Here is a 23,189-nt window from a genome sequence, read left to right as displayed (position 1 = left end):
ATTTTTACATTGTGCTATCGAACCGGATGTGAGTTGTAGCATGATTGATTTCTTTCTGAAATACCTTCAATCTGAAAAGCGTCTCAGCGCTAACACGGTTGTGGCGTATGCCACCGATCTCCGCCAATTTGAAAGATTTATAATCCAAACATTTCCCGACTACACAATAGACCAAGCTGACTTTGGAATAATTCGCGCTTGGATCGTTTCGCTCGTTGAAGCCAAACTCGACGCCGCTTCGGTTAACCGCAAAATTGCTTGTCTCCGTGCTTACTACAAATTCCTTATGCGCCAGGGACATATTTCTAAGGATCCAATGCTGAAGGTGAGGGTTCTTAAAGTGCCGAGACGACTCCCATCATTTGCCATGGAGTCCGAAATGCAAAAGGTGTTGGACAGCCCTCACGTTTTCGACTTTACTGGAGCAACTGAAAAGCTGGTACTCGAGCTTTTTTATGGCACCGGTATCCGCTTATCAGAATTGATCAATCTGCGCGAACAGAATGTTGATTTGGACAATCGGACAATACGTGTTTTAGGGAAACGTAATAAGGAGCGTGTTATTCCATTTACCATCTCACTGAGAAAACAAATTGAATCATATTTAGAAATTCGTAATCGAGATGTACAGGTTGGTGACCATGGATGCCTATTGGTCACCGAAAAAGGTGACCCGTGTTATCCGATGATGATTTATCGGATTGTGAAAGAAAATTTGCAATCGACCAGTGCCTCAAGAAAGAGCCCGCATGTATTACGGCACACCTACGCAACACACTTGCTTGATAAAGGTGCGGAGATAAATGCAGTAAAAGATTTGCTAGGCCATAGTAGTCTATCGGCGACTCAAGTCTATACACATAATTCAATCGAAAAATTAAAAAAAGCCTTCGATCAAGCTCATCCGAAGGCATAGTGCCTACGTTAAACAAAGTAACAAACAAACGCCAATGAAGTAACATTACTAACGTCGACTACTGGTAGGTCATGAATTACCAGACTGTTTATGTTTAACTTAAAATTTAAAGACTATGAAGTTACAAGTGCAATCCATCCATTTTGATGCGGACAGGAAGTTGATTGATTTTATTCAAAGGAAACTGGATAAGCTCCATACTTTTTACGACCGCGTGGTGGACGGTGAGGTTTTTCTCAGGCTGAACAACGAGGGAATCGAAAACAAAACAGTGGAAATTAAACTGCGTGTGCCGGGAAGTTTACTCTTCGCCACTGAAAAAGCGCGCTCGTTTGAAGAAGCGACTGGGCTCGCTGCAACTGCATTACAAATGCAGCTGCGAAAATTTAAAACGAAAATAAGAAATGGAAGGTCTTAATGATCGAGATGAGATAATTTAAAATGAAAAAGGCTCCGTTATCGGAGCCTTTTATATTATCGTTCGAAATAACTATTTCGGTTTGGCAGGAGTTGTTGCTGGCGTGGCTGCTGCAGCTGGCTTAGGTGTTACACCTAACTTCTTCAGTACGAGATCTGATACAATTGTACTGTCGTCAGCGTAAAGTACCACATCAAGGCCACCCACTTGCGCTGTTAACACCATTGCATATCCATTCTCTTTAGCAACAGCTTCAATCGCCTTTCCAATTTTTTCGTAGAGAGGTTTCGTGAGATCAAGCTGCTTTTTTTGGATGCTTGCTTGCGCATCTTGCTGAAGCTTTTCTAAGTTTTGTTGTAACTGTTGAAGTTCGCGTTCGGTGTTCACACGCACAGCTTCGAGCATCGTATTGATGTTTGCATTGTAATCCTGATATTTCTTTTGGAACTCAGCATACTTTGCGTCGATTTGATTTTTTAATTGTGTTTGTGTTGAATTCAATTCAGATTCAATCTGCTTTGTCTCAGGCATCGCGCCCATAATGTAGTCGATGTCAGCATAACCTATTTTCGTAGGGGCTGTCTGTGCCTGGGAGAGTATGGCGCTGCATGCGAACACCATCACGAGTACTAACTTTTTCATTTCAATATTCAATTTAGTTCTTAATCTTATCATTTGGATCTCCGAGACCGAGCTCATCCAACACAAAATCTGTGTAGTCGTAGCGCGGGTCTGTGTAAATCATTACAAGCTCGCCAGCTTTGTCGAATACGATCGCGAGATTGTTTTGCTTGGCTGCTTTATCCACGGCATCCCAAACTTTATCCTGGATTGGTTTGATCAATTCCTGCTTTTTTAAAAAGAACAATCCACCAAATCCGAAAACTTTCTTTTGATACTCTTTCAGTTCAGCTTCCTTCTTTTGGATTTGCGCAGTTCTTTCCTTTCGCATTTCGTCTGTTAGAAGCACCTGTTCCGCCTGAAGTGTGCTATACATCGCTTCAATCTTCTTCGACATTTCCTGAATTTCTTTCTCCCATGCGGCAGAGAGTTGTCCGATCTCATCCTGTGCCTTTTTGTATTCAGGCATCTTGTTCAAGATGAAGTCGGTATCGATGTATCCGAACCTCTGAGCTTTGACAAAAGTCGAGCCGAAAATGAGAAAAAAAATTGTAATAAGCGTGATCCGCATAATTATCTGATTTGCTGACCGATAGTAAAGTGAAACTGAGAGCCACTAGCATCTCTGTTTGAATTCAGCGGTACAGGATCAAATCCGTAAGCCCAGTTCAAGCCGATAAGACCAAACGCAGGCATAAAGATTCTGGCACCTAAACCAGCTGATTTGTACATCTTGAACGGATTGAAGTCCTCATAATTGTTCCAGTTATTACCAGCTTCTACAAATCCAAATCCATAAATCGTTGCCGCATTTCCGGTCGTAACTGGATATCTAAGTTCGAGACCTAATTTGTCATACACAATACCACCGGCCACAACCGAACCATCGCTGTTTCGGCTAGCATCGAAGTAAGGTGGCGTCAATACATTGTTTTCGTAGCCGCGGAGACCAATTACTTCTTGTCCTAGCAAGAATGAATTAAATCCTCCGGCCAGACCATCGCCACCGAGGTAGAATCTTTCAAATGGTCCAATACCAGCTTTACCTGTGAACTGTCCGATAAAGCCGAAGTGTGCTTTTGCTTCGAGAACAAGTTTCTTCTTGTTATCAAGTGGAAGGTAATATTTCGCATCGAACATCCATTTATGATATTCAATCCACTTATAGATTTCCGCTTTAGCATTGGGGTCATCGGACGTTGTATTGTAATCAACGTCTCTCCAGAGTGAGTGTGGAGGTGTAAGCGTTAAGCTTAATGAAAGAGTCGATCCCGACGAAGGATACATTGGATTGTCGATACTATTACGGGCAAGTGTTGTGTTGAACGTAACGCTATTTGATGCACCCGTGTTATAACCTAATCCGGAGTACCAATTGTCAAGAATGTACCGCACGTATGAAACAGAATTCGTCAACGTGAAGTAATTGTCTGGCCACTCAAGAAGACGTCCAAGACCAACCGTTACGCTATGCACTTGTAAACGCTGGTTGGAGCGCGTGGTATACAAACTTCTCTGGAAGGAACTGTTCAAGCTAACTGTAAGTGAGTGTGGTTTTCTGCCACCAAGCCATGGTTCCGTGAAAGAGAAAGAATAGCTCTGGAAAGATCTACCGTTGGCTTGCGCGCGGAGAGAAAGCCTCTGACCGTCACCAACAGGAAGCGGTTTCCAATTCTCAAAATGCGGAATGTTTCGAAGTGAAAAGTTATTGAACGTAAGTCCTAACGTTCCTACAAATCCGTAATATCCTCCCCAGCCCCCAGATAATTCTACCTGGTCATTGGATTGTTCCTCCACTTGCCATTCGATATCTACTGTTCCGTTGGCAGGATTAGGAACCATATTTTGGCCAATTTTATCGGGCGCAAAGTATCCGAGCTGGCCAAGTTTCTGCTGCGTTCGAATAATATCAGATCGTCTAAATTTCTGCCCAGGAACAGTACTTAGTTCGCGGCGAATTACGTGGTCGCTGGTGCGATCATTTCCAGTGATCGACACTTCATTGATCGTAGCCTGTTCTCCTTCTGAAATTCTCATCTCGACATCGATGGAATCGCCGGCTACAGCAACTTCAACAGGGACGATTCGGAAGAACAAATATCCATCGTCCATGTAAAGGCCTGTTATATCGAGCCCTTTCGGATTGAATGTAATTTTACGCTGGATCAACTCATTGTTGTACACGTCGCCTTTATTGATCGCCAGCACCGCGTTAAGTTGTTTGTCGGTGTATATATAGTTGCCAGTCCAAATGATATTTCTGAAATAATATTTGGGGCCTTCATGGATTTTGAAATCGATGTTGATGGTTCTGTTGTCATGCGCGTAAATGGTGTCGCTGATAATCTCAGCATCGCGGTATCCCTTCGAATTGTAATACTCAATGACTTTGTTTTTGTCGTCTTCGTAGTCGGTTTGTACAAACTTAGAGGTGACAAAAAGATTGAGTTTAATATTATCGTTGATAAATTCTTTGGTTTCCTTCCATGTTACGGGTTTCGACGAAGTTGCAAACTCCTTATGATTCATCGTAAACAATTCAGTGATGAGCGTACGGTGAAGCGAGAACTTAGGGCGTTCGTGTGTCCCTTTCATTTTCTTCTTAAGCTTGGCGTCGTCGATATGATCGTTACCGGTAAACGAAATTGCGTTGATCTTCACTTTCGATTTAGGATTCACTGCAATTTTTAGTCTGATGCCATCTTTGTTCAGTGTGTCTTTTTGTTGATGCACTTTAACTTCCGCATTCAAGAAGCCTTTTTTTACGAAGTATTTTTTCACAGCGAGTTCCGTGTTTCTGATCATGGCATCATTAACAATTTTGCCACGAATCAATGTCAAATCTTCTTTGAGGCCGCTTTCTTGTGATTTGTTAATGCCGGTGAAGAAAAAATCGGTGAGACGAGGGCGTTCAGCTAACACGATGTTGAGGTACACGTCACTGCCTTCCACTTTATCTACTTGGATCGTTACATCGCCCACCAATCCGTGTTTCCAAAGATTGCGGATGGCTTGCGTGATAGCGTCTCCGGGTATTTTTATTTTGTCACCAACCTTGAGACCGGTGAGTGAGATCATCGCGTTCTTGTCGAGAACGTTCAGTCCTGTGACTTCAATGGCAGCAATTGTATATTCTGCTGGACTGGCATAGTTAAGTCCGTTTTCGGAAGCGGCGCGGTCATTTCCGCGGCTTTTTCTAAACTGCGCCCACGTGTCAGCGGTAATTACTAGGAGAATGAGGAGAAAAAAAAACTTCTTCATCAACTTACAGGGTTCATTTGTTCACTGGTCTTTCCAAATCGACGTTCTCGTTGCTGATAGGACCAGATTGCCTCGTACAGATGCTCTCTTCGGAAATCCGGCCAGAGCGTAGGCGTGATGTATAATTCAGTATACGCTATTTGCCACAGTAAAAAGTTACTGATCCTCAACTCACCGCTCGTGCGGATTAACAACTCAGGATCTGGGATGTTAGAAGTGGTCAAATAGTTTTCAAAAGTCTTCTCGTTTATGTCGTCACTCGACAGTTTGCCGTTTTTAACGTCTTCGGCGATTGCTTTTGTAGCGTTAAGGATCTCCCAGCGACCACTATAACTCAACGCGAGAATGAGGGTGAGCTTGGTATGATGCTTGGTCTTATCCATTGCCCATTGAAGATTTTCTTGGCATTCTTTGGGCAGGTGAGCGGTATTTCCAATCGTCAAGAGCTTGACTTGATTGTCCATTAAGGTGCCGATCTCTTGCTTAAGGGTATTGACGAGCAATTCCATTAATCCTTCGACTTCGGCTTTGGGTCTTCCCCAATTTTCGGTTGAAAATGCGTACAGGGTCACAAATTTGATCCCGAGTTCTCCGGCGCCTTCGGTGACGTCGCGAACAGCCTGTATCGCATTTTTATGGCCGAAGATGCGCATCGCGCCCTTCTTTTTGGCCCAACGGCCATTGCCGTCCATAATCACCGCAATATGCTGAGGTAGATTATTATAATCTATATGTTCTTTAAAGGAAGCCACAAGGGTGCAAAAGTAGTAAAAAGGCTTGGTTGGCGAGGCGGGGCGATCCCTATTTGTAAGGATTTTTAGGGCAAGGAATGTCGTAGAAGGTGCGCGTTAACGTGAGACCTAAGAAGAAGTATTGGTCATTGTCGTTTGGATTTCCATTTTGATACAACTTTCTTCTGGGATCGTCATCAGAAATATTGTCAAGATAGTCGAAGAACGTTTTCCTCACACCGAATTCTAGCGAGAGATACCACTTTGGATTGTAAACGTATTTGACACCCCCTCCGAAAGGAATAGAAGGTTGAATATTGCTATACTCAGATGTCTTATTGTTGTTTCCAGACATTGCAAAAAGGCCGAATCCAGCAAAAAAGTAAGGTGTAAACCGAACAAACCGTTTCGTGTCGCGCCAGTTTAGAAAATGATATTCCATAATTGTGCTCGCTTCGAATAAGAACATGTCGAACGAGGCATCTCTCACCGCGGCGAATGCGTCAATCGGTTTTTCGGAAGCTCCGATCTGTCCGGCTGTTACCGCTGCTCGGAAGCTGACAACGGTGCTGATGTTATTGCGATAGAAAACAGTCGCCGCTGGCTTTGAATATTTAAAATTGTAATTGCGTACGAGATCTCCAGTGTAATTGAACGTACCCAGCCCAAATCCAACTTCTGAGCGTTGGGCATTTGCCGTCACAAATACGAAGAGCGCCGAAAACGTAAGGAAGGTCGAAAGTTGGATAATCCGCATTATCTAAATTTAGCGCGATGGAAAGTTTTGCCTAAAATATAGGTTACGCGAATGGTCGTAACCATGAAAATATCTTTATCACTTTTGCTCCCTCTCATGTTATGCTTGCTTTCACGTCCGTGGCCCATAATGACGGTATAGGTTTTACCATCCCTTCCGACATAACTGTCAGTGAGTACAGATGCATCAGCGATTTCATATCCTCTATACGACATCGCCTGCGCCAGTCGGTCGTCGCCGAAAACACCAAGGTCAACATAGTTTCCACTCACATCATCAAGATAGTCTGTGAATGTATATCTAAAACCAATTTCTCCGGATACATCGATCACGTGATTGAGTCTAAAACGTGCTCCGATACCAAATGGTATACCAAACTGAATTCTTTTGTATGGACTAATACCCTTGTTCACATCGCCGTCTACGAGGTCTGCATTTTGCCCCTCGGTTCCTAATGGCTGGAGATCCACCCACTCACCTGCGTTATCAAATGGAACACCGAAGATGTCTGCAACAGGAACTTGTGCCTGCGGGTTATGATGAAAAACGGAAAGACCTGCGAATGCATATGGCGTCCATGAAACACGACTGATGTACGTAGCCTGATTTTCGAACAAGTCGATGCTCGCTATGACTGAAAGCTCCTTGATTCTATTTCTAAATGAAACGTTTCTGTTGGACCGGTGAATACCGTTGTCCTCATCACCTCTATCCGCTGATGATGCGTCAGACCCTTTCAAAGCACCGTACATGAATGAAGCTGTAAGCGTATAGCGTGGACCGAAGCGATGTCCAAATGACAACCCAACTGCTGGCTTTGTAAAAGAGATATCGGTACTGAAGCGACTAGGCTTTGGTGCCAGATCGCCATAGTAATTCAAGGCATTAAGAGAAAGACCTACCATCGAATAAACCTTATCCTTACTGAAGGTTGATTTTCTTCCTCTATAACTCGAAATGCGTTTGTTGTTTCTCTTGATTGCTCTTCGATTCATCTGAGCAATTGCTTCTTCAGCTAGAAAGATCATGGCGAGTACGAGCAATACGTAGCGAACCTTCATCGATTTAGAATTTAAGTGATTACAAATCAGCGGACTACAAACATACTAAAAATTCAATTACGGATGTCCAACCCCCAATTGAGCTTTTGCCTCAACGTTTTAAAATAGTGCTGTCCTTCCAATTGGATAAGGTTGACACTAAAATTACCTTTTGATACTTTCAATTTAATCGAAGCGTCAACGGAAGCAATTCTTGAATCAAGTGACACCAAAAATTTTTTACTCCGCCCTTCAACTCTAAAAGTAATCTCGGAAGAGTCGGAAACAACAATAGGCCTTACCGTCAAGTTGTGTGGACTCACCGGCGTGATCACGAAGTTGCCCGACCTCGGAAAAATCAAAGGTCCACCACAACTCAAGGAGTATCCGGTTGAACCCGTTGGCGTGGATACAATAATTCCATCTGCCCAGTATGAATTTAGGAATTCTCCGTCGATGTAAGTATGAATCGTGATCATCGATGATGAATCTTTTTTCACCACAGAAAAATCATTCAATGCAAAGTTCATTTTTCCGAATACTGGTTTGCTCGTTTCAAGCTTCAATATTGCGCGCTTATCTAATCGAAATGCACCAGAAAGGAGGTGCGTAATTGCCTGTTCGGTATCATCCTTATTGATGGTAGCAAGGAAACCGAGTCTACCGGTGTTGATACCGAGCACAGGGATCTCGTTACTTCCAATGAAGGTTACGCATTCGAGTAGTGTGCCGTCGCCACCAATGCTGATAAAAAAATCAATGCCCTTTAAAGCGTTGCCGGGTTCAAATGTTTTGAATCGGAATTTTTTGAAGGCGGCTGATTTGAGATACCGACTGAAGTTTGTGGAAACAATAAATTCAATCTTCCGGATCGTAAGAATTTCAAATAATCGGATGATCACTGGTGCCGATTGTCTATTGAATTCTTTTCCGTGGATGGCAAGCCGCATGCGAGGTCAGTTAAAAAATGAGAGGAATGTCCTAAGTTAAAGATAGGGAGCACATGCGAAGGGGCAAAACATCAAGCTTAAATATCGAGATATCGCAAGAGCATATCGATGCGATCCTTCTCGCCAGCAACGGGTTTATTTTCCTGATAGCGACCGATAACTCGGTAATTGAAACGTTCGAGCGTTGCTACAATTCTGGATAGATCTTTCTGGTTGATCTTCAGTGTAAGACGCAACTTGCCCGGATCAAGTGGATCTTCTTTCACGATACTACTGAGGATTTTAGCATGGTTTTCCTCGACGAGTCTGCTAATTTCTGCCAGCGAGTAGTCAACGTGATTCATGGAAAGCACCAGTATTCCACCGGGGAGCTGCACTGCTGCCGTTTGTGCGAAAGATGTCAATGTATCTTGCACAGTAATGACGCCATTGTACGCGTTATCTTCTGTGAGTACAGCAACCATCTGCAATTTATGTTCTGCGGCTACTTTAAGAATGTCGTAAAAGTGTGTGTCGAGATGCACATAGCATTGCTGTCCAACTAAGTCAAAGTCTTTGACATTTTTTTCAATGTCATTTTTTTCAAGAATGATCTCCTCGGAAATAAATCCGAGTAAGAGATTGTTGTCGACGACTGGCAAAAAATTACAGCGGAATTCCTCCATCCAAACGATTGCTTTGTGAGCATCGTCCGATCCTTTTAAGGGTGGGATCATGTGGTTTATGAGGTCTTCAGCTATCACGTTTTATATTTATGTACGCAAATTCAATACCGAGAGGATTTCCTCTATATACGCTAGCGCGCTAAAAAGTCTTCGACCAATTCATTAAATTTTTCCGGATGTTCCATCATTGGTGCGTGCGAGCATTTATCAATGAATTTCAGTTCGGAAAATGGAATTAGTCTGTTGAATTCGTGGGCAACAATTGGTGGTGTAATTGTATCATTTAATCCCCACACGAGCAAGGTTGGGGCTTTAATGTTCGGAATTTCGTCTGCCATGTTGTGTCGTTGGGCCGATTTTGCAATAGCCACGATTCGCATACATTTGGGAATGCTGTTAGTGGTTTCAAAAACTTCATCCACCAGTTCTTTAGTAGCCACTTTAGGATCATAAAACGTGTAGGACACGCGTTCTCGGATGTACTCGTAATTTCCACGTTTTGGATAAGATCCTCCCATTGAATCTTCAAAAAGTCCAGAACTGCCAGTGAGGATCAACTTCTTTACTTTTTCTGCATTCTTTAACGTATAGATCAACGCCACATGTCCTCCCAAACTATTCCCCATGATTGTCATGTCAGACAATTTCTTGTAAGCGACAAAATCCTCAACAAATTTGCGAAGGCCTTCTAGTCCAGCTTCCCGTATGGGCATTTCATAAATAGGAAGCATCGGAATAACGACGCGATATTTTTTAGAAAAGCGACTCACTACACCCTCCCAATTACTAAGTGCACCGAAAAGTCCATGTAATAGGAGCAGCACAGGCCCCTGTCCCTCGTCAACAAATTTAAAATCGTTCTCTGCTTTAACTTCTAAAGGCATGATGTGTTTATTAGCGATAAGTAAACAAAAAAATAATTCAGAATGAAAAGATTTAAAGGAACTTAAAACAGGCCTTCAAAAAAAGGTATAAACGTAGCGAGCCAGTGTGTAGTTCCAGGTGCTAGATCGGCAATGAAGGGTAGCAACCATGATCCTTTAACCCAGCCGTCTGGAAAATAAAACTTCATGGAAGTAAATAGCCAGAGGAGAATACTGAGCATAAAAGCTGTTTTAACAAAACCGATAGCCGCACCAACGGATTGATCAACAATGCCAAGCATTGGTTTTTCAAACCTCGGTCGGATAAGTTTTGACAGCAGATTGGCTAAGAATATGACGGAAAAGAAGACGGCACCAAATGCGATGTAAGGAGCAGCGTTGGGATCAACCACGAATTCGCGCTCAAGGTACACCATCCCCCAGGCCATAAGTTTGAATCCGGCGAAGACGCCGATCACGATGGCGAAGAAAGAAATTAACTCAAGGATAAATCCATCTTTGAAGCCACCGTAGGCTCCAGCGCAAATTATTAAGGCTAGTATAAGGTCAACTTTGCTCAAGGCGTCAACAATTTTTTAACTAATTCCGAAATGAGTTTCCCATCAGCTTGACCGGCAAATTTTTTACTCGCGTTCCCCATCACTTTACCCATATCTTGCGGACCCTTTGCACCGACTTCAGCAATTAATGCTTTCAATGCGACTTCCAACTCTTCATTCGACATTTGTTTTGGTAAATATCTAGAAATGATTTCAAGTTGTTGATTCTCACGTTCCGCCAAATCGTTCCGCCCTTGTTGTGAAAAAATATCAGCTGATTCTTTCCTCTGCTTAGCGGCTTTCATCAACAATTTATTCTCAGCGTCGGCAGTAATTTCAGCAGAAACACCTTTCTCAGTCTCGGCTAACAGTATCATCGATTTGATAGCGCGCAATGCCTCAAGCTCTTCCTTGTTTTTCGCCAGCATTGCTTTCTTAATATCACCATCAATTTGTTGTTTGAGACTCATAGTTTTCCGTTTAGTATTATTTTCGAGCTGAATATTAATTCAAGTAACCTTTAATCGCGAGATACATGACCAGACTCAGCGTCAATATTAATAAAATTGCTACACTCCGAAATGCGCGGGGAGGAAATAATCCGGATGTAATCAAAACAGCAATTGATTGTGAACGATTTGGTGCTCAGGGAATCACGGTCCATCCAAGGCCTGACGAAAGGCATATTCGATATGACGATGTGCTTAAATTAAAGTCAGTTGTTGCAACGGAGTTTAACATCGAAGGCTACCCGGATGATCGATATATGGATCTCATTAGAACGGTGAAACCAGCGCAAGCAACCCTTGTGCCCGACCCGCCAGAAGCGATAACCTCCAACGCCGGATGGGATACGCTTGCGAATGCATCTCAGCTCGCCGACGTTACTAAAGCGATTAAAGCGCTTGGTGTGCGCGTGTCTATATTTGTAGATCCTACACCGCGAATGGTTGAAGGTGCTGCAAAAATTGGCGCCGACAGAATTGAGCTTTACACGGAACCCTATGCGCGCGAATTTTCCGTGCAACGAGACATCGCTGTGAAACCGTACGCTGAAAGCGCAAAGGTTGCCAAGCAACTCGGACTAGGCGTCAACGCTGGTCACGACTTAGATTTGGATAACCTCAAATTCTTAGCAGACAACATTCCTTCTCTCGATGAAGTATCGATCGGCCACGCCCTTATCTGCGATGCTTTATATCTAGGTTTGGAGAACACGATTCAATTATATCTGCGTCAACTGTCACGCACCTAAAAACCAATCGCAACGGGTTCTTTATAGGTAGATACGTTTCCGGTAGAATCGAACACCTCCACGTGTACCATGTAGTATCCAACGCGGGCCTTTAAACCGTCGTCGCGATCACCATCCCAACGGAAAAAACCGTTGGTACTGAGTAGCGTGTTGACAGCCAGTGTACGTATCGGTCGACCATTTGCGTCTATGATTCTTACGTTTCCGATTAAGCCACCTTTGTCAAAATTGTAATGGATCTGCGTGAAGCTTTGGAGAGCATTCTGCGGAACGAATGACGGTGGCGAAATGCTGATATTGTCAGAAACGGAAACGTCGGTAGACCTCGTCATAGAGTTGATTAGACCAGGCGTACCGAAGCCAGCAGTAGCAGCCGCAGATTTCCAATTGCTGGGAGATTGAGTCGATGCATTTGCCTCTATCCTTTCGAGCGACACCCCTTCTTCATCTTTAATAAAAGGTTCGTGCATCGTTTCGTTGTACATGAACTGGTCGATCGTTCTTCCTCCGGCATCCCGCAGAATGATCTCACCTTCGTCATCGTTCATGGGCGTGAGTGCATCAACAACTAAAAAGTTTTCACGTTTCGCATTGGCGTATTCGCTGCTGACAATATCACCGTCGACCGTGAGTAGTGCATACGAGCCAGGTTTAAAAATTATATCCTCGTTGGTGATCGCGTGCTGATCGGTTATTCTACCATCCTGCTGTCTTGAGATTGTCCAATTTTTTAGGTTAACATGTTTCTTGGAGGCGTTGTATAGTTCGATAAAGTCGACTCCAGTTGGGCGAGGGTTGAACAAGATTTCGTTCAAGACAATATCCATACTATCGGCATCTTGAGGTACGGCAAATTGAACTGCTACATTCTCCAATAGGTTGCCACTGCAATCCCTAATGTTGTTCACTATCAATTCGTAGTTTGTATCGCGTTCGAATGCCTTGCCGACTTTTACAACGATCTTCTTATTTCGGTCATTGATAAAATGGATAGACTGGATTTCTGTCGTCGGACGAATTGAAAAAGATGCTGCTGTCGGAAGGTCGATGCGTTCATCAAACGATATGAATAGAGAATCCGCTGACGCGACGGCGCGCTCGACAACAGGTGCTGTGCGATCTGGTTTTTCGGCGGCAATGGAGTTTATTTTGCCCGGTGTTCCGCCGGATTGATCTTCTGACGCAGACCAATTACGTTCATCACTACATTTGTTGTTGATATCGATTAGCTCAAGTGTCCATCCACCGTCGGCTTTTATATTATGATGATAGCTTTTTATTGTGTACTCCACTTCTTCAATTAATTTTTCATCCTTTTTTAGCGTGAGTCTCTCGCCATCGTTATGTAATGAGGGAAACGATACAACGGGAACAACTCTTCCGAACGGAGCATAATCACTTGCACTGGATGATGAACAAACAATGATGTATTCACCCGCGGGTACTTTATCGCCACTGAATTTTGTTGTTGTAGTCCCATCAGAAATCGAGATGCCTTCTAATGAGATGGTGTTATTGCTACGATTGAGAAGTTCGATAAACTCACTTTCAGGTAACTGTTCGGATGGCGATGGGTCGGCGAAAATTTCTGTGATGATTAAATCTTTATAGTCGATCGCGGGAGGAGGCGTGTAGGGTTCGCCATTGATTTGAAAATCGTCGAAGAAGAAATGACTGCTTCTTGTGGTGGTGAAGCGACAGTAGATGCCAGAAAAAAGCGACTTTATATGTTGGTTGTCGTCCGCGCGACCGATCTCTAAAAACTGGCCACTCCGTGATAAATCGCGCGAGAGAATCCATTGGCCATTGGCATCGTGTTCTACTTTCACGGCGACATCGACACTTGCGTTGTCGAGTTCACCATCGGGACCATCAATAATTTTTGTGACCGTCGTTCCGGTTTGTTTATAAAGACAGACTTCATCGTCAGATCCACCGAGCGAGACAAAATATCCATTTAAATCTTGGGTTAGGTCAGGTTGATCGGAAGCAAGGTAAAATCGCGCAAAATTGGATGATGAGGGATTGAAATTTAAACGCACACGACACACCCACGATGCATTGTTGATTGCACTGCTGACTGTTGACAGGTACTTGGTTGCCGACTGTGGCAAACTAGTTAGCTGAAGGATCTCACCAATTACCGAAAATGAGGAGTCATTTCCTTGCCAGATTGGATTGCTGCTAAAATTGCCATCTGCAAAATTATCAGACACTTGAGCGAACATTTGTTGGGAGCAATAGAAGACGAAAAAAGTTATTAAAATCTTTTCCGTAAACGTTTTCAGGATACAAAAACTGAATTTTTGATTGATTTTTTTCATGGGCACAACGGTAAAATCTTATTTTTGCGGACTCTTAAATTTAACAAACAAAATGAAACTTGCAGTAGTAGGAGCCACCGGACTTGTGGGCCAGGAAATCCTGAACGTATTGGAGGAAAGAAGTTTTCCTTTCGACGAATTGTATTTGGTTGCATCTGCCAAATCGGTAGGTCAAGTGTTAAAGTTTAAGGGTAAGGAATATACAATCAAGAGCATCGAGGAGGCTGTTAAGCTTGCTCCGGATATCGCGATTTTTTCCGCAGGTGGAGGTACATCATTGGATTGGGCGCCGAAGTTCGCGGAGGCAGGTTCAATTGTGATCGACAATTCTTCTGCTTGGAGAATGGATCCAACAAAAAAATTGATTGTTCCTGAGATCAACGGTAATGTGTTGACGATCGACGACCGCATTATCGCTAATCCAAATTGTTCAACGATCCAGATGGTGATGGCACTCGCGCCGCTCCATGTTAAATATAAAATTAAGCGTATTGTCGTTTCGACATATCAATCTGTTACAGGAACAGGAAAAGACGCTGTTCAGCAAATGATGAACGAACGTCAAGGCGTTGATGGACCAAAGGTTTACCCTCACCCTATCGATATGAATGCACTTCCTCACATCGATTCATTCTTAGATAATGGATATACTAAAGAGGAAATGAAGATGACCAATGAAACACGTAAAATTCTTGGCGATCAAAAAATAGGCGTGACTTCAACAACGGTTCGAATTCCTTCTATTGGCGGACATTCTGAAGCGGTGAACGTTGAATTCTACGAAGAATTTAACCTTAGCGAAATTCGTTCAATCTTGTCGAGCACACCAGGTGTTATCGTGCAAGATGATCCGAAAAACAACATCTATCCAATGCCGATCAATTCAAAAGGTCGTGATGAAGTTTTTGTAGGACGTATCCGCAGAGACGAATCACAAGAAAACACTTTGAACATGTGGATTGTGGCTGACAACTTGAGAAAAGGTGCAGCGACAAATGCGGTTCAAATTGCTGAGTTTATGATGGAAAGAAGCCTCGTTTATTAATAGACGATGCCACTAGAAATAAAAGAACCCGCTTATGGCGGGTTTCTTTTTTTATGAGACGGTAGTTAATCTACGATATCTTGAAGTTTGTATTTCTGAAAGATGTAGTAAAGGAAATTGAATGAGAGAACCGAATCGTCTTCTTCTTCTTTCTCTTTTACGTTTTGTTCTGATTCAGTCTTAGAGGTCTTGGTATCTGCTACTTTTAGAGGACGAACCGAGGATTTTGTATTTGCGACTGCGGAATCCTTTGGTGTTTTTACCGGGCCATTCTTCGGATCTGTTTCGCTCCAGGTGGTGAATGTTGCATCGTCTTTAATTTCCTCGATCGTTGGATAGTGGGCATCCTGAGCATTTGCCGCACTGGAAACAGCTACGGTGGATAAGCTTATGAGGCAAGCCAGCAGTATTTGACGATAGTTAAGCTTCATGCTCAGTTCAGGTGGATTGCTTAACGTCAGAATTTTATTTTTTGTTTCAACAAAGTACGAAATTAAACGTGTATTGCCATTTATTTGCGCATACAAGCATCTGAATAGGATGCTATGTAAGAAATTTTAAGCTTTTAGTCAGTTTTACCATCACTCCTTAACAACTATTTAACAAAAACGACCATGGTCACTTGGGATGACTTCATGAAAATTGACTTACGAGCGGGCACGATCGTTCAAGCCGAGCATTTCGCACAGGCACGGAAACCTGCGATCAAGCTTTGGGTCGACCTTGGCCCTCTCGGTGTTAAAAAGTCCAGCGCTCAGATAACACATCATTACGAACCCGACACACTTATTGGTAAACAAGTGATCTGTGTGGTTAACTTTCCGCCAAAACAAATTGGTCCCTTTACTTCTGAAATACTCGTAACGGGTTTTGCAGACGACCATCATCAAGTCATTTTAACCAGTGTTGATAAACCTGTTCCAAACGGGGCAAGATTATACTAAGCATGATTCTCTTTTCACAACTCGTCAATATTATCGGCGGACAACATGTTGCGTTTCACCACGACGATTCGATTGAGCACTTGTATATCGATAGTCGAAAAATATCTTCATACCAAGGCGCGCTATTCTTTGCCATCAAAGGTGAGCGGCATGATGGTCATCGGTACTTGCGTGAACTCGTATCTAAAGGCATAAAACAATTTATTGTTGAGCATTTTGACGCGAGTGCTTTTACAGAAGAGTGCAATGTGATTCAAGTTCCTTCTGCGGTTCATGCATTACAACGCCTTGCAGCTTATCATCGCGCGCAGTTTACCATACCCGTAATTGGTATCACAGGAAGCAATGGTAAAACCATTGTTAAGGAGTGGCTCTATCAAATTTTGTCGCGCAACTTAAATGTTGTGAAAAACCCAGGTAGCTATAACTCACAGGTTGGTGTGCCGCTGTCGGTATGGCAAATGCAAGCGCATCATCAGTTGGGTATCTTTGAAGCTGGAATTTCTCAGCGCGATGAAATGGCGCAGCTTGAAGAAATCATTCAACCTTCCATAGGCATATTTACAAACATTGGCACTGCGCATGATGAAGGTTTCAATAGCCGTACTGAGAAGATCAAAGAAAAACTCAAGCTTTTCGCCAATAGCGAAATATTGATCTATTGTAAAGATCACGATGAAATTGACAACGTAATTCGGACTACATCCATCACAAGCGTAAGTTGGGGTGAGTCGCCTGACGCAGACCTTGTCGTAAAAAAAATTGGCGATTCTTTCGCGATCAATATTGACGACAGAAGCATCGATATTCAAATTCCTTTCATTGATAAAGCGTCCATAGAAAATATTTTCCACATCGTGACATTGCTCATTTACAAGGGATACGATGTTAATACTATCCAGCAACGCATCGCTGGCCTACGCGCTATTCCGATGAGACTTGAGCTAAAAGACGGTATCAATGGTTCGCAGATAATAGACGACACTTATAATAACGATCTCGGTGGACTTGACATTAGTATTCAGTTCTTGTTGCACCAACATCAGAAGAGAAACAAAACGGTCATCTTGTCCGATATCCTTGAATCAGGACTTACACCGACAACGCTTGTTTCTCAAATTTCTAGCCTGATCAATGGCAGTGGTGTGACTAAGTTTATCGGTATCGGACCCATTTTATCAACGCATAAAAATTTTTTTACGGGCAAACATTTTTTTTACGCATCTACAGATGATTTTCTCAACGATCATCCGTTCGACGATTTTCAGGATGAAGTGATTTTAGTAAAGGGCGCTCGAAGTTTCGCATTTGAAAAAATAACAGCGCGGCTTCAAAAGAAAGTCCATGGAACCGTGATGGAAATTGATTTAGATGCACTTGTTCACAATCTCAATTATTTCAAATCACTGCTGTTGCCAAAAACGAAAGTCATGGTAATGGTAAAGGCTTTTGCCTATGGAAGTGGTAGTGCGGAAGTAGCGAATTTGTTGCAGTATCATCGCGCCGATTACCTAGGTGTTGCTTACGCAGATGAAGGAATTGAATTGCGAAAAAACAATTCGTCATTGCCGATTATGGTGATGAATCCCAGTGCTGATAGTTTTGACGCTATGCTTCAATACGATCTTGAGCCAGAGATTTACAGTTTTAGTTTGTTGGATGCGTTGCTGAAGGAACTGAATGGTCGGTCATGCAAAGTTCATTTGAAATTAGATACTGGAATGCATCGACTGGGATTTGAACCTAAGGACGTCGATACATTGATTGCACATCTAAAAAGCAATCATCATATAAAAGTAGCTTCGATATTTAGTCACCTTGCTGGGGCTGATGAACATACCCATGATGATTTTTCGAAACATCAGGCGGATCAGTTCAAATTGCACGCTGAGAAAATAGCTTTTGCAATTGGATATAGACCATTGTTTCACATTTTGAATTCACCGGGAATATTGCGTTTGCCGCAGTTTCAGTTTGACATGGTTCGACTTGGAATTGGCCTTTACGGCGTTGATCCAACTAACGAAGGATTCGATCAACTCAAGCCAGTTGCAACACTGAAGACTGTCATTTCACAGATCAAGGAAATTAGTGCCGGCGAAAGTGTTGGTTATGGGAGAAGGGGTGTAACAGACCGAACAACGCGAATCGGCACTATTGCGATAGGATACGCAGATGGATTTACGCGCGCTTTTAGTCGCGGTGTCGGTCATGTTTTGGTGAATGGGAAAAAGGCCCCCGTGATTGGCAATGTTTGTATGGATATGACGATGATCAATCTTAGTGATATCGAGGCCGTAGAAGGAGACGAGGTAATCATCTTCGGTAATGGCTTGCCAATTCAAGAGATCGCGCGCAGTATCAATACGATTCCATACGAAATTCTAACAAACACCAGTGAAAGGGTAAAGCGTGTGTTTGTGGCGGGTAGTTTATAAGGAGATGGGCGCGTTTCAAACGTTTGCGTAAAAAGAATCTACGGTAGTTTTAAGATTATTTTGACATTTCGCTCAAGAGGCCGCATATTTGTCTACTAATTCTGTAGACTAAGGGATAAATCCACCAATTTTGAGCAAAAACTTACTACAAGAGGATACAATAGAAGTGCAGGAACGGGAGGAGGTTGCGCCGGTAGAAGAGGCTGAAGTAAGTTCAGAGTCGTCTCAATGGAAATTGTTATATACGATAGCTATTGTTGTTGCTGTACTTAGTCTGGTATTTCTTGGAACATTCTACTACGAAAATATCGTCACGATTAGCAACGACGCATTCGGTGACCTTTCCAGTGATTTTTATTTTTTCCTGCTCGCGGGTTTTGTAGCCCAAATGATTGATGGCGCTTTAGGGATGGCCTATGGCGTTAGTGCGACAACATTCTTGTTAACTGTCGGCGTGCCTTTGTCGGCTGCGAGCGCTAGTATTCATGCATCTGAAGTTTTTACCAGCGGAGCATCGGGTCTGATGCATTTGAAATTTAGAAATGTCAATAAAAAACTTCTGAAGACGCTTTTGCTTCCTGGCGTGATTGGTGCCGCACTTGGTGCTTATGTGCTCAGTTCGTTGGAGGCGTATGATTACATTCTGAAGCCCATTGTTGGTTTTTATACTTTGTATTTGGGTATTGTGATTATTCAAAAGGCCATCGTTGGAATTAAGCGAAGAATAAAATCGAATCGAATACCAGGTTTAGCGGCATTTGGTGGATTTATGGATTCTGTTGGCGGTGGCGGCTGGGGACCAATCGTATCGTCTACATTGATTGCTGGCGGACGTCATCCCCGCTATACCATTGGATCCGTTAACCTGGCGGAATTTTTTGTGGCGCTCGCAAGTTCGTTCACTTTCTTTTTGGTTTTAGGAATCGAACATTGGCAAATTATCGCCGGTCTTATCTTAGGCGGACTAGTTGCCGCACCGATTGCTGCCTATCTCTCTAGTAGGATTTCGACTAAACGTCTCATGCTCGTGGTTGGGGTTGTTGTAATTCTGGTAAGCATCCGAATTGTTTACAAAGGATTGCCGCCGTTGATCGACAAGATCCAATCGCTGTTTGCTACTCTATCTTAACAATCTTTTTTATTCGCCACCCTCGCGCATCTTCCACGATAATGGTATAGATGCCGTTGACAAGTCCATTTGTATCGATAGAAAAACGATTGGCATTAATGCCCCTTGTTTGAAAAACTTCTCGCCCTCTTGAGTCTGTCAGTTGCAGGGATTGAATAGACTCGCGCGCATCGATCGTCAACATCTGTTTTACTGGATTAGGATAACATTGAATTTCATTTTCTCCGTTAACAAGCGCGTGTGACGCTGATGATACACAACCGTTGTTCGTGACTTCAACACGATAAGTTCCAAAGGTGCGGACATCGGATGTACTGAGCGTATCACCTTCCAATTTCACGTCGTTGAAATACCACTGAATTTTTCCAGCTACACCATCAACAGACAGGACGCCGTTATGCTCGTGAATTTTTAGGTCATGCTTCTGAGGTGTGTCAAATGTAATGGCGCTCAATTTTTTATGTTGGAAGGCATTCCTACCGGACACCAATACTAGGTTCGCGATCACATTCATTTCTTTTTTGGAGATCGTAATCGATCGTGACTTGTGATCGTTATGGCTACAAAAGAATTGTGCTATGCGCCGGCCATTTAATTCAACATCGTAGCCGATGCCGGCCTGTAAATTGCTGAACGACAAACGTGTCGAATCACAATCGATATGTTCTGTCGTCACGTTGATTTCATGTATCGATGTGTCACCAATAATGTCTAGGAAAAAACGATCATCAGCGTAGCTTGCCTCGTCGTTGGTAATTTGAAAAGCATAAGTCTCATGGAGCTTTAACCTTCTTTTTGTAAACTGATCATTCAAATAGATTTCTGTATTCGAAAACGTTCCATTGCGTGTTGCTGCAATTGAATATTCTCCCTTCGGTGACTTGATCCATTGATCACGAGAATCTTTCGCGAAATAAAGACGTAACGGGATAGCGCCGCCATGATCGACATGGTCAATATTTTGAATCACAAGATCGACGCTATCCGTTGGAAATGATAGGTTATAATGATCGTTCGTCCATTTAATCAGATCGGCGCCATCCATTTTGTAAGTTGTTCCTGGCTTTTGTCTTATGAATGCGTTGTCATAATTGCCTTGATGTTCTAGACTGATTTCGATATAATCATAAACTTGTGTCGGCATTCGGTGGAATTCGGCGCTTCGGTTGGCCTTCGCATTTTCATTTATTGTAATTGTTGGATTTGCACCAATTGCTTGAACCCAGAAAGCCTGGCCCTTTGCGATACGTCCGCCATCTAGACTTCCGATTCCATCTGACCAATAGCGAAATATTCCTGAGCCGTTGTCTTTAACAGCAACTTTGTCGGCTACATTGAATTTTTGCCATCCTGTTCCCTCATCCCAAGCGATGGCGCATGCATAAGGATTTCCGACAAGATTCCACCCATCGTTTGCAACATCACCACTCGGGGTAAATGTTAGCCCAACAGAAATTTCATGTTGATTCAACGTACCCGTCACATCCCATACCGTCGCGGTGTTTGCTTTTCGAATGAATGTAGCGTAGCCTTTACCCACAGCCAAATGATTTTCTGAACTCAATCCGGAAAGTGGAAAGGGCAACCATCCTGCGTTCGACGTGAGTGATTCATCATAAGCAAATAACGATGGACTCGCCGATGCTAAACCATTTCCACTACTTGGATCTGAAAAGGTTCCTGTCACCGGAAAATCATCCTTACAATCCGCAATCGTCGCGTCCTTCACAGGCGATGAAATGTATCGGTATATTTTTCCTTCGCCTGACATGTAACGCTGAACGACTACGTTTCCAGTCACAGTACTACCGCTGGGAAGTTTTCCAATTGAACCATCAATGTTGCCGTCGTCGGATTGTGATAATAAAACGAGATTACCATCAGATTGAATGGTAATGTTTGGCGACTCGACCGCTAACATTTCGCGAAGATGAATTGGACCGGTGAACTGGATTGTTGTTCCAGAATTCTTGACCACATCAATGTGGTACAATGTGTCGCCAGCGACGTTGATTTGTTGATGCGTGGCGCCGGTTAAACGTAGCGTACCCTCGTGGTTATCGATTGAAGAACTGTTGTCGATTTCCAGATTCCCACCCAAAGAGAATGTTGGAGGCAACGTTAGGGACGCATCATTTTTCAGTAACAAGTTTCCACCTAATCGAGAATTGTTTGTGATCGTAACCCGCGTTGAATCTGCAATTGCATCGATGCCCGCTGCGAGTGTGCCTCCGATGTGAAACACTTGTTCTCCATGACCATCGAAAATTATTTCACCTGTTCCTAAGGGGAGCACGGTAACATTACCAGCATTGAGCATGAAATTTTTGTGAACATGTAGCGCGCTGTGCCCGCCGCCACTGGAGGCAAATCGAAACGGCGCAGTACTGTTGATCAGCATACTTCCATCAACAACAACTTTCGTATTGCCTGTAGTGGTTAAGTATGTTGATGCAGTGGCCGTTGAATGAAATACAAAATCGCCGCCGACATGTAACGATATGTTTGAATCCCTTCCAACCCAAAATTCAGAATGACCTTCTATGATCAAATCTCCTTCTATAAAAATATTTGTTAGGGCTGTTCTATCAAGTGATAATCTCAGAATGCCGCTATTGGTATTTCGAACAATGAAGTTTCCTTTTACATGTTGGATGTTGCCAAGCATTTCAACAAAAGATCCGGATCGTTGACCGGCGCAATCGTAAATGACGTTTCCGTATGACTGATTCCAACGTGGGCTGTTAAGAGATTTCCCTGAAGTGTATCCGGTAATTAGCATCACAGCATTTTTTGACCAACTCGCAAGCGGAGGCTCTCCCGCAGTGGCCGAATATTGATGTTCATAAACAGCACTGTCAAAGAAAAAAGTATTGGAAGCCGTTGTTCCGAAAAAAACGGCTCCATCTTGACATTCAATATTGCCATACACATGTAGTTTACCATCCTCGACGGTAAGGTCGGCACTTGCATTGGTTTCGTGTGTGAGAATTAACGTAGCATTTTTTTCGATGAGTAATCTCGCGCGAACGGTCAGCTCGTTTGCACTGACAACGGTGTCGCGAGGAATGGCAACGTCGTGGAGGATAGCAATCTGTGATACACTTGCGTCGGGCACGATACCTGTCGACCAAGTTGATGGCGAACTCCATCGCCCTGTTTTAATAGTAGTGACTTGGGCGCGGAGCTCAATAGCATGGAGTAGCATGAAGCTGACGACGCCCAGTATTGAGATCGGGCATTTCATAGAATTGTTGGCTAACGGTAACAGA

21 protein-coding genes are annotated in these 23,189 nt (G+C 43.2%); 7 read left to right on the top strand and 14 right to left on the bottom strand.

Going from position 1 to position 23,189, the window contains the following annotated elements:
• Positions 1-40: 40 nt before the first annotated feature.
• Entirely contained in the window at positions 41-916 is an 876-nt protein-coding gene (locus tag DQQ10_RS03075; protein WP_112745309.1) for a tyrosine-type recombinase/integrase, read from the top strand.
• Between the two features lie 115 nt (positions 917-1,031).
• Positions 1,032-1,334 carry a ribosome hibernation-promoting factor, HPF/YfiA family gene (hpf, locus tag DQQ10_RS03070; protein ID WP_112745308.1) on the top strand — a complete coding sequence of 101 codons (303 nt, stop codon included), beginning with the start codon at positions 1,032-1,034 and terminating at the stop codon, positions 1,332-1,334.
• A 72-nt stretch (positions 1,335-1,406) separates the two neighbouring features.
• Here the strand turns inward: hpf and DQQ10_RS03065 are convergent, their stop codons facing one another.
• From DQQ10_RS03065 to DQQ10_RS03015, 11 genes are all read right to left on the bottom strand, one after another.
• Positions 1,407-1,976 (bottom strand): OmpH family outer membrane protein, encoded by a 570-nt coding sequence (locus DQQ10_RS03065; RefSeq protein WP_112745751.1) that lies wholly within the window; start codon positions 1,974-1,976, stop codon positions 1,407-1,409.
• A gap of 13 nt (positions 1,977-1,989) precedes the next feature.
• Positions 1,990-2,526 (bottom strand): OmpH family outer membrane protein, encoded by a 537-nt coding sequence (locus DQQ10_RS03060; RefSeq protein ID WP_112745307.1) that lies wholly within the window; start codon positions 2,524-2,526, stop codon positions 1,990-1,992.
• 2 nt (positions 2,527-2,528) lie between these two features.
• Positions 2,529-5,216, bottom strand: a complete 2,688-nt coding sequence (locus tag DQQ10_RS03055) for a BamA/OMP85 family outer membrane protein (RefSeq protein ID WP_112745306.1) — start codon at positions 5,214-5,216, stop codon at positions 2,529-2,531.
• Positions 5,216-5,908 carry an isoprenyl transferase gene (locus tag DQQ10_RS03050; RefSeq protein ID WP_245970289.1) on the bottom strand — a complete coding sequence of 231 codons (693 nt, stop codon included), beginning with the start codon at positions 5,906-5,908 and terminating at the stop codon, positions 5,216-5,218. Before DQQ10_RS03050 ends, DQQ10_RS03055 begins: the two co-directional genes overlap by 1 nt.
• 109 nt (positions 5,909-6,017) lie before the next feature.
• Entirely contained in the window at positions 6,018-6,704 is a 687-nt protein-coding gene (gene porG / locus DQQ10_RS03045; RefSeq protein WP_112745304.1) for a type IX secretion system protein PorG, read from the bottom strand.
• Positions 6,704-7,765, bottom strand: a complete 1,062-nt coding sequence (locus DQQ10_RS03040; RefSeq protein WP_112745303.1) for a DUF6089 family protein — start codon at positions 7,763-7,765, stop codon at positions 6,704-6,706. The genes porG and DQQ10_RS03040 overlap by 1 nt, the downstream gene beginning before the upstream one ends.
• A gap of 53 nt (positions 7,766-7,818) precedes the next feature.
• Positions 7,819-8,694 (bottom strand): NAD kinase, encoded by an 876-nt coding sequence (locus tag DQQ10_RS03035; protein ID WP_112745302.1) that lies wholly within the window; start codon positions 8,692-8,694, stop codon positions 7,819-7,821.
• Positions 8,695-8,771: 77 nt separating this feature from the next.
• Positions 8,772-9,410 (bottom strand): CBS domain-containing protein, encoded by a 639-nt coding sequence (locus DQQ10_RS03030; RefSeq protein ID WP_112745750.1) that lies wholly within the window; start codon positions 9,408-9,410, stop codon positions 8,772-8,774.
• Positions 9,411-9,490: 80 nt separating this feature from the next.
• Positions 9,491-10,243 (bottom strand): alpha/beta fold hydrolase, encoded by a 753-nt coding sequence (locus DQQ10_RS03025; protein ID WP_112745301.1) that lies wholly within the window; start codon positions 10,241-10,243, stop codon positions 9,491-9,493.
• 62 nt (positions 10,244-10,305) lie between these two features.
• Positions 10,306-10,803, bottom strand: a complete 498-nt coding sequence (locus tag DQQ10_RS03020) for a CvpA family protein (RefSeq protein WP_165823778.1) — start codon at positions 10,801-10,803, stop codon at positions 10,306-10,308.
• Entirely contained in the window at positions 10,800-11,252 is a 453-nt protein-coding gene (locus tag DQQ10_RS03015) for a GatB/YqeY domain-containing protein (protein WP_112745299.1), read from the bottom strand. Before DQQ10_RS03015 ends, DQQ10_RS03020 begins: the two co-directional genes overlap by 4 nt.
• A gap of 65 nt (positions 11,253-11,317) precedes the next feature.
• Between DQQ10_RS03015 and DQQ10_RS03010 the strand changes: the two genes are divergently transcribed.
• The gene (locus tag DQQ10_RS03010; protein WP_112745298.1) at positions 11,318-12,037 is read left to right on the top strand and encodes a pyridoxine 5'-phosphate synthase; all 720 of its coding nucleotides are present in this window, start codon (positions 11,318-11,320) and stop codon (positions 12,035-12,037) included.
• Here the strand turns inward: DQQ10_RS03010 and DQQ10_RS03005 are convergent.
• Positions 12,034-14,361, bottom strand: coding sequence for a lamin tail domain-containing protein (locus tag DQQ10_RS03005; protein WP_112745297.1), 2,328 nt, complete (start codon positions 14,359-14,361; stop codon positions 12,034-12,036). The two genes, DQQ10_RS03010 and DQQ10_RS03005, sit on opposite strands and share 4 nt — an antisense overlap.
• 52 nt (positions 14,362-14,413) lie before the next feature.
• Here DQQ10_RS03005 and DQQ10_RS03000 point away from each other — a divergent pair, with 52 nt between their 5' ends.
• On the top strand, positions 14,414-15,406 hold the full coding sequence (locus DQQ10_RS03000; protein ID WP_112745749.1) for an aspartate-semialdehyde dehydrogenase: 993 nt from the start codon (positions 14,414-14,416) through the stop codon (positions 15,404-15,406).
• Positions 15,407-15,471: 65 nt separating this feature from the next.
• On the opposite strand, the gene DQQ10_RS02995 is transcribed toward DQQ10_RS03000, so the two are convergent.
• Positions 15,472-15,837: a hypothetical protein gene (locus DQQ10_RS02995; RefSeq protein ID WP_133259515.1), complete on the bottom strand. Its 366-nt coding sequence runs from the start codon at positions 15,835-15,837 to the stop codon at positions 15,472-15,474.
• Between the two features lie 183 nt (positions 15,838-16,020).
• On the opposite strand from DQQ10_RS02995, the gene DQQ10_RS02990 reads away from it, so the two are divergent.
• The 3 genes from DQQ10_RS02990 to DQQ10_RS02980 all read left to right on the top strand — a co-directional run bounded on the left by DQQ10_RS02990 (position 16,021) and on the right by DQQ10_RS02980 (position 19,917).
• Positions 16,021-16,350 carry a tRNA-binding protein gene (locus DQQ10_RS02990; protein ID WP_112745295.1) on the top strand — a complete coding sequence of 110 codons (330 nt, stop codon included), beginning with the start codon at positions 16,021-16,023 and terminating at the stop codon, positions 16,348-16,350.
• Between the two features lie 2 nt (positions 16,351-16,352).
• Positions 16,353-18,788 carry a bifunctional UDP-N-acetylmuramoyl-tripeptide:D-alanyl-D-alanine ligase/alanine racemase gene (locus DQQ10_RS02985; protein ID WP_112745294.1) on the top strand — a complete coding sequence of 812 codons (2,436 nt, stop codon included), beginning with the start codon at positions 16,353-16,355 and terminating at the stop codon, positions 18,786-18,788.
• A 130-nt stretch (positions 18,789-18,918) separates the two neighbouring features.
• Positions 18,919-19,917: a sulfite exporter TauE/SafE family protein gene (locus DQQ10_RS02980; RefSeq protein ID WP_245970247.1), complete on the top strand. Its 999-nt coding sequence runs from the start codon at positions 18,919-18,921 to the stop codon at positions 19,915-19,917.
• Here DQQ10_RS02980 and DQQ10_RS02975 read toward each other — a convergent pair.
• A complete protein-coding gene (locus tag DQQ10_RS02975; protein WP_112745292.1) occupies positions 19,904-23,164 on the bottom strand; it encodes a T9SS type A sorting domain-containing protein in 3,261 nt (1,086 codons plus the stop codon). The two genes, DQQ10_RS02980 and DQQ10_RS02975, sit on opposite strands and share 14 nt — an antisense overlap.
• Between the last annotated feature and the right edge of the window lie 25 nt (positions 23,165-23,189).

The organism is Pseudochryseolinea flava (genome assembly GCF_003286915.1).
In the GTDB taxonomy this organism is placed as follows: Bacteria; Bacteroidota; Bacteroidia; order Cytophagales; family Cyclobacteriaceae; genus Ohtaekwangia; species Ohtaekwangia flava.
Note: the sequence above shows the minus strand (reverse complement) of the source record. Positions and strands in the feature narration are given on the sequence as shown.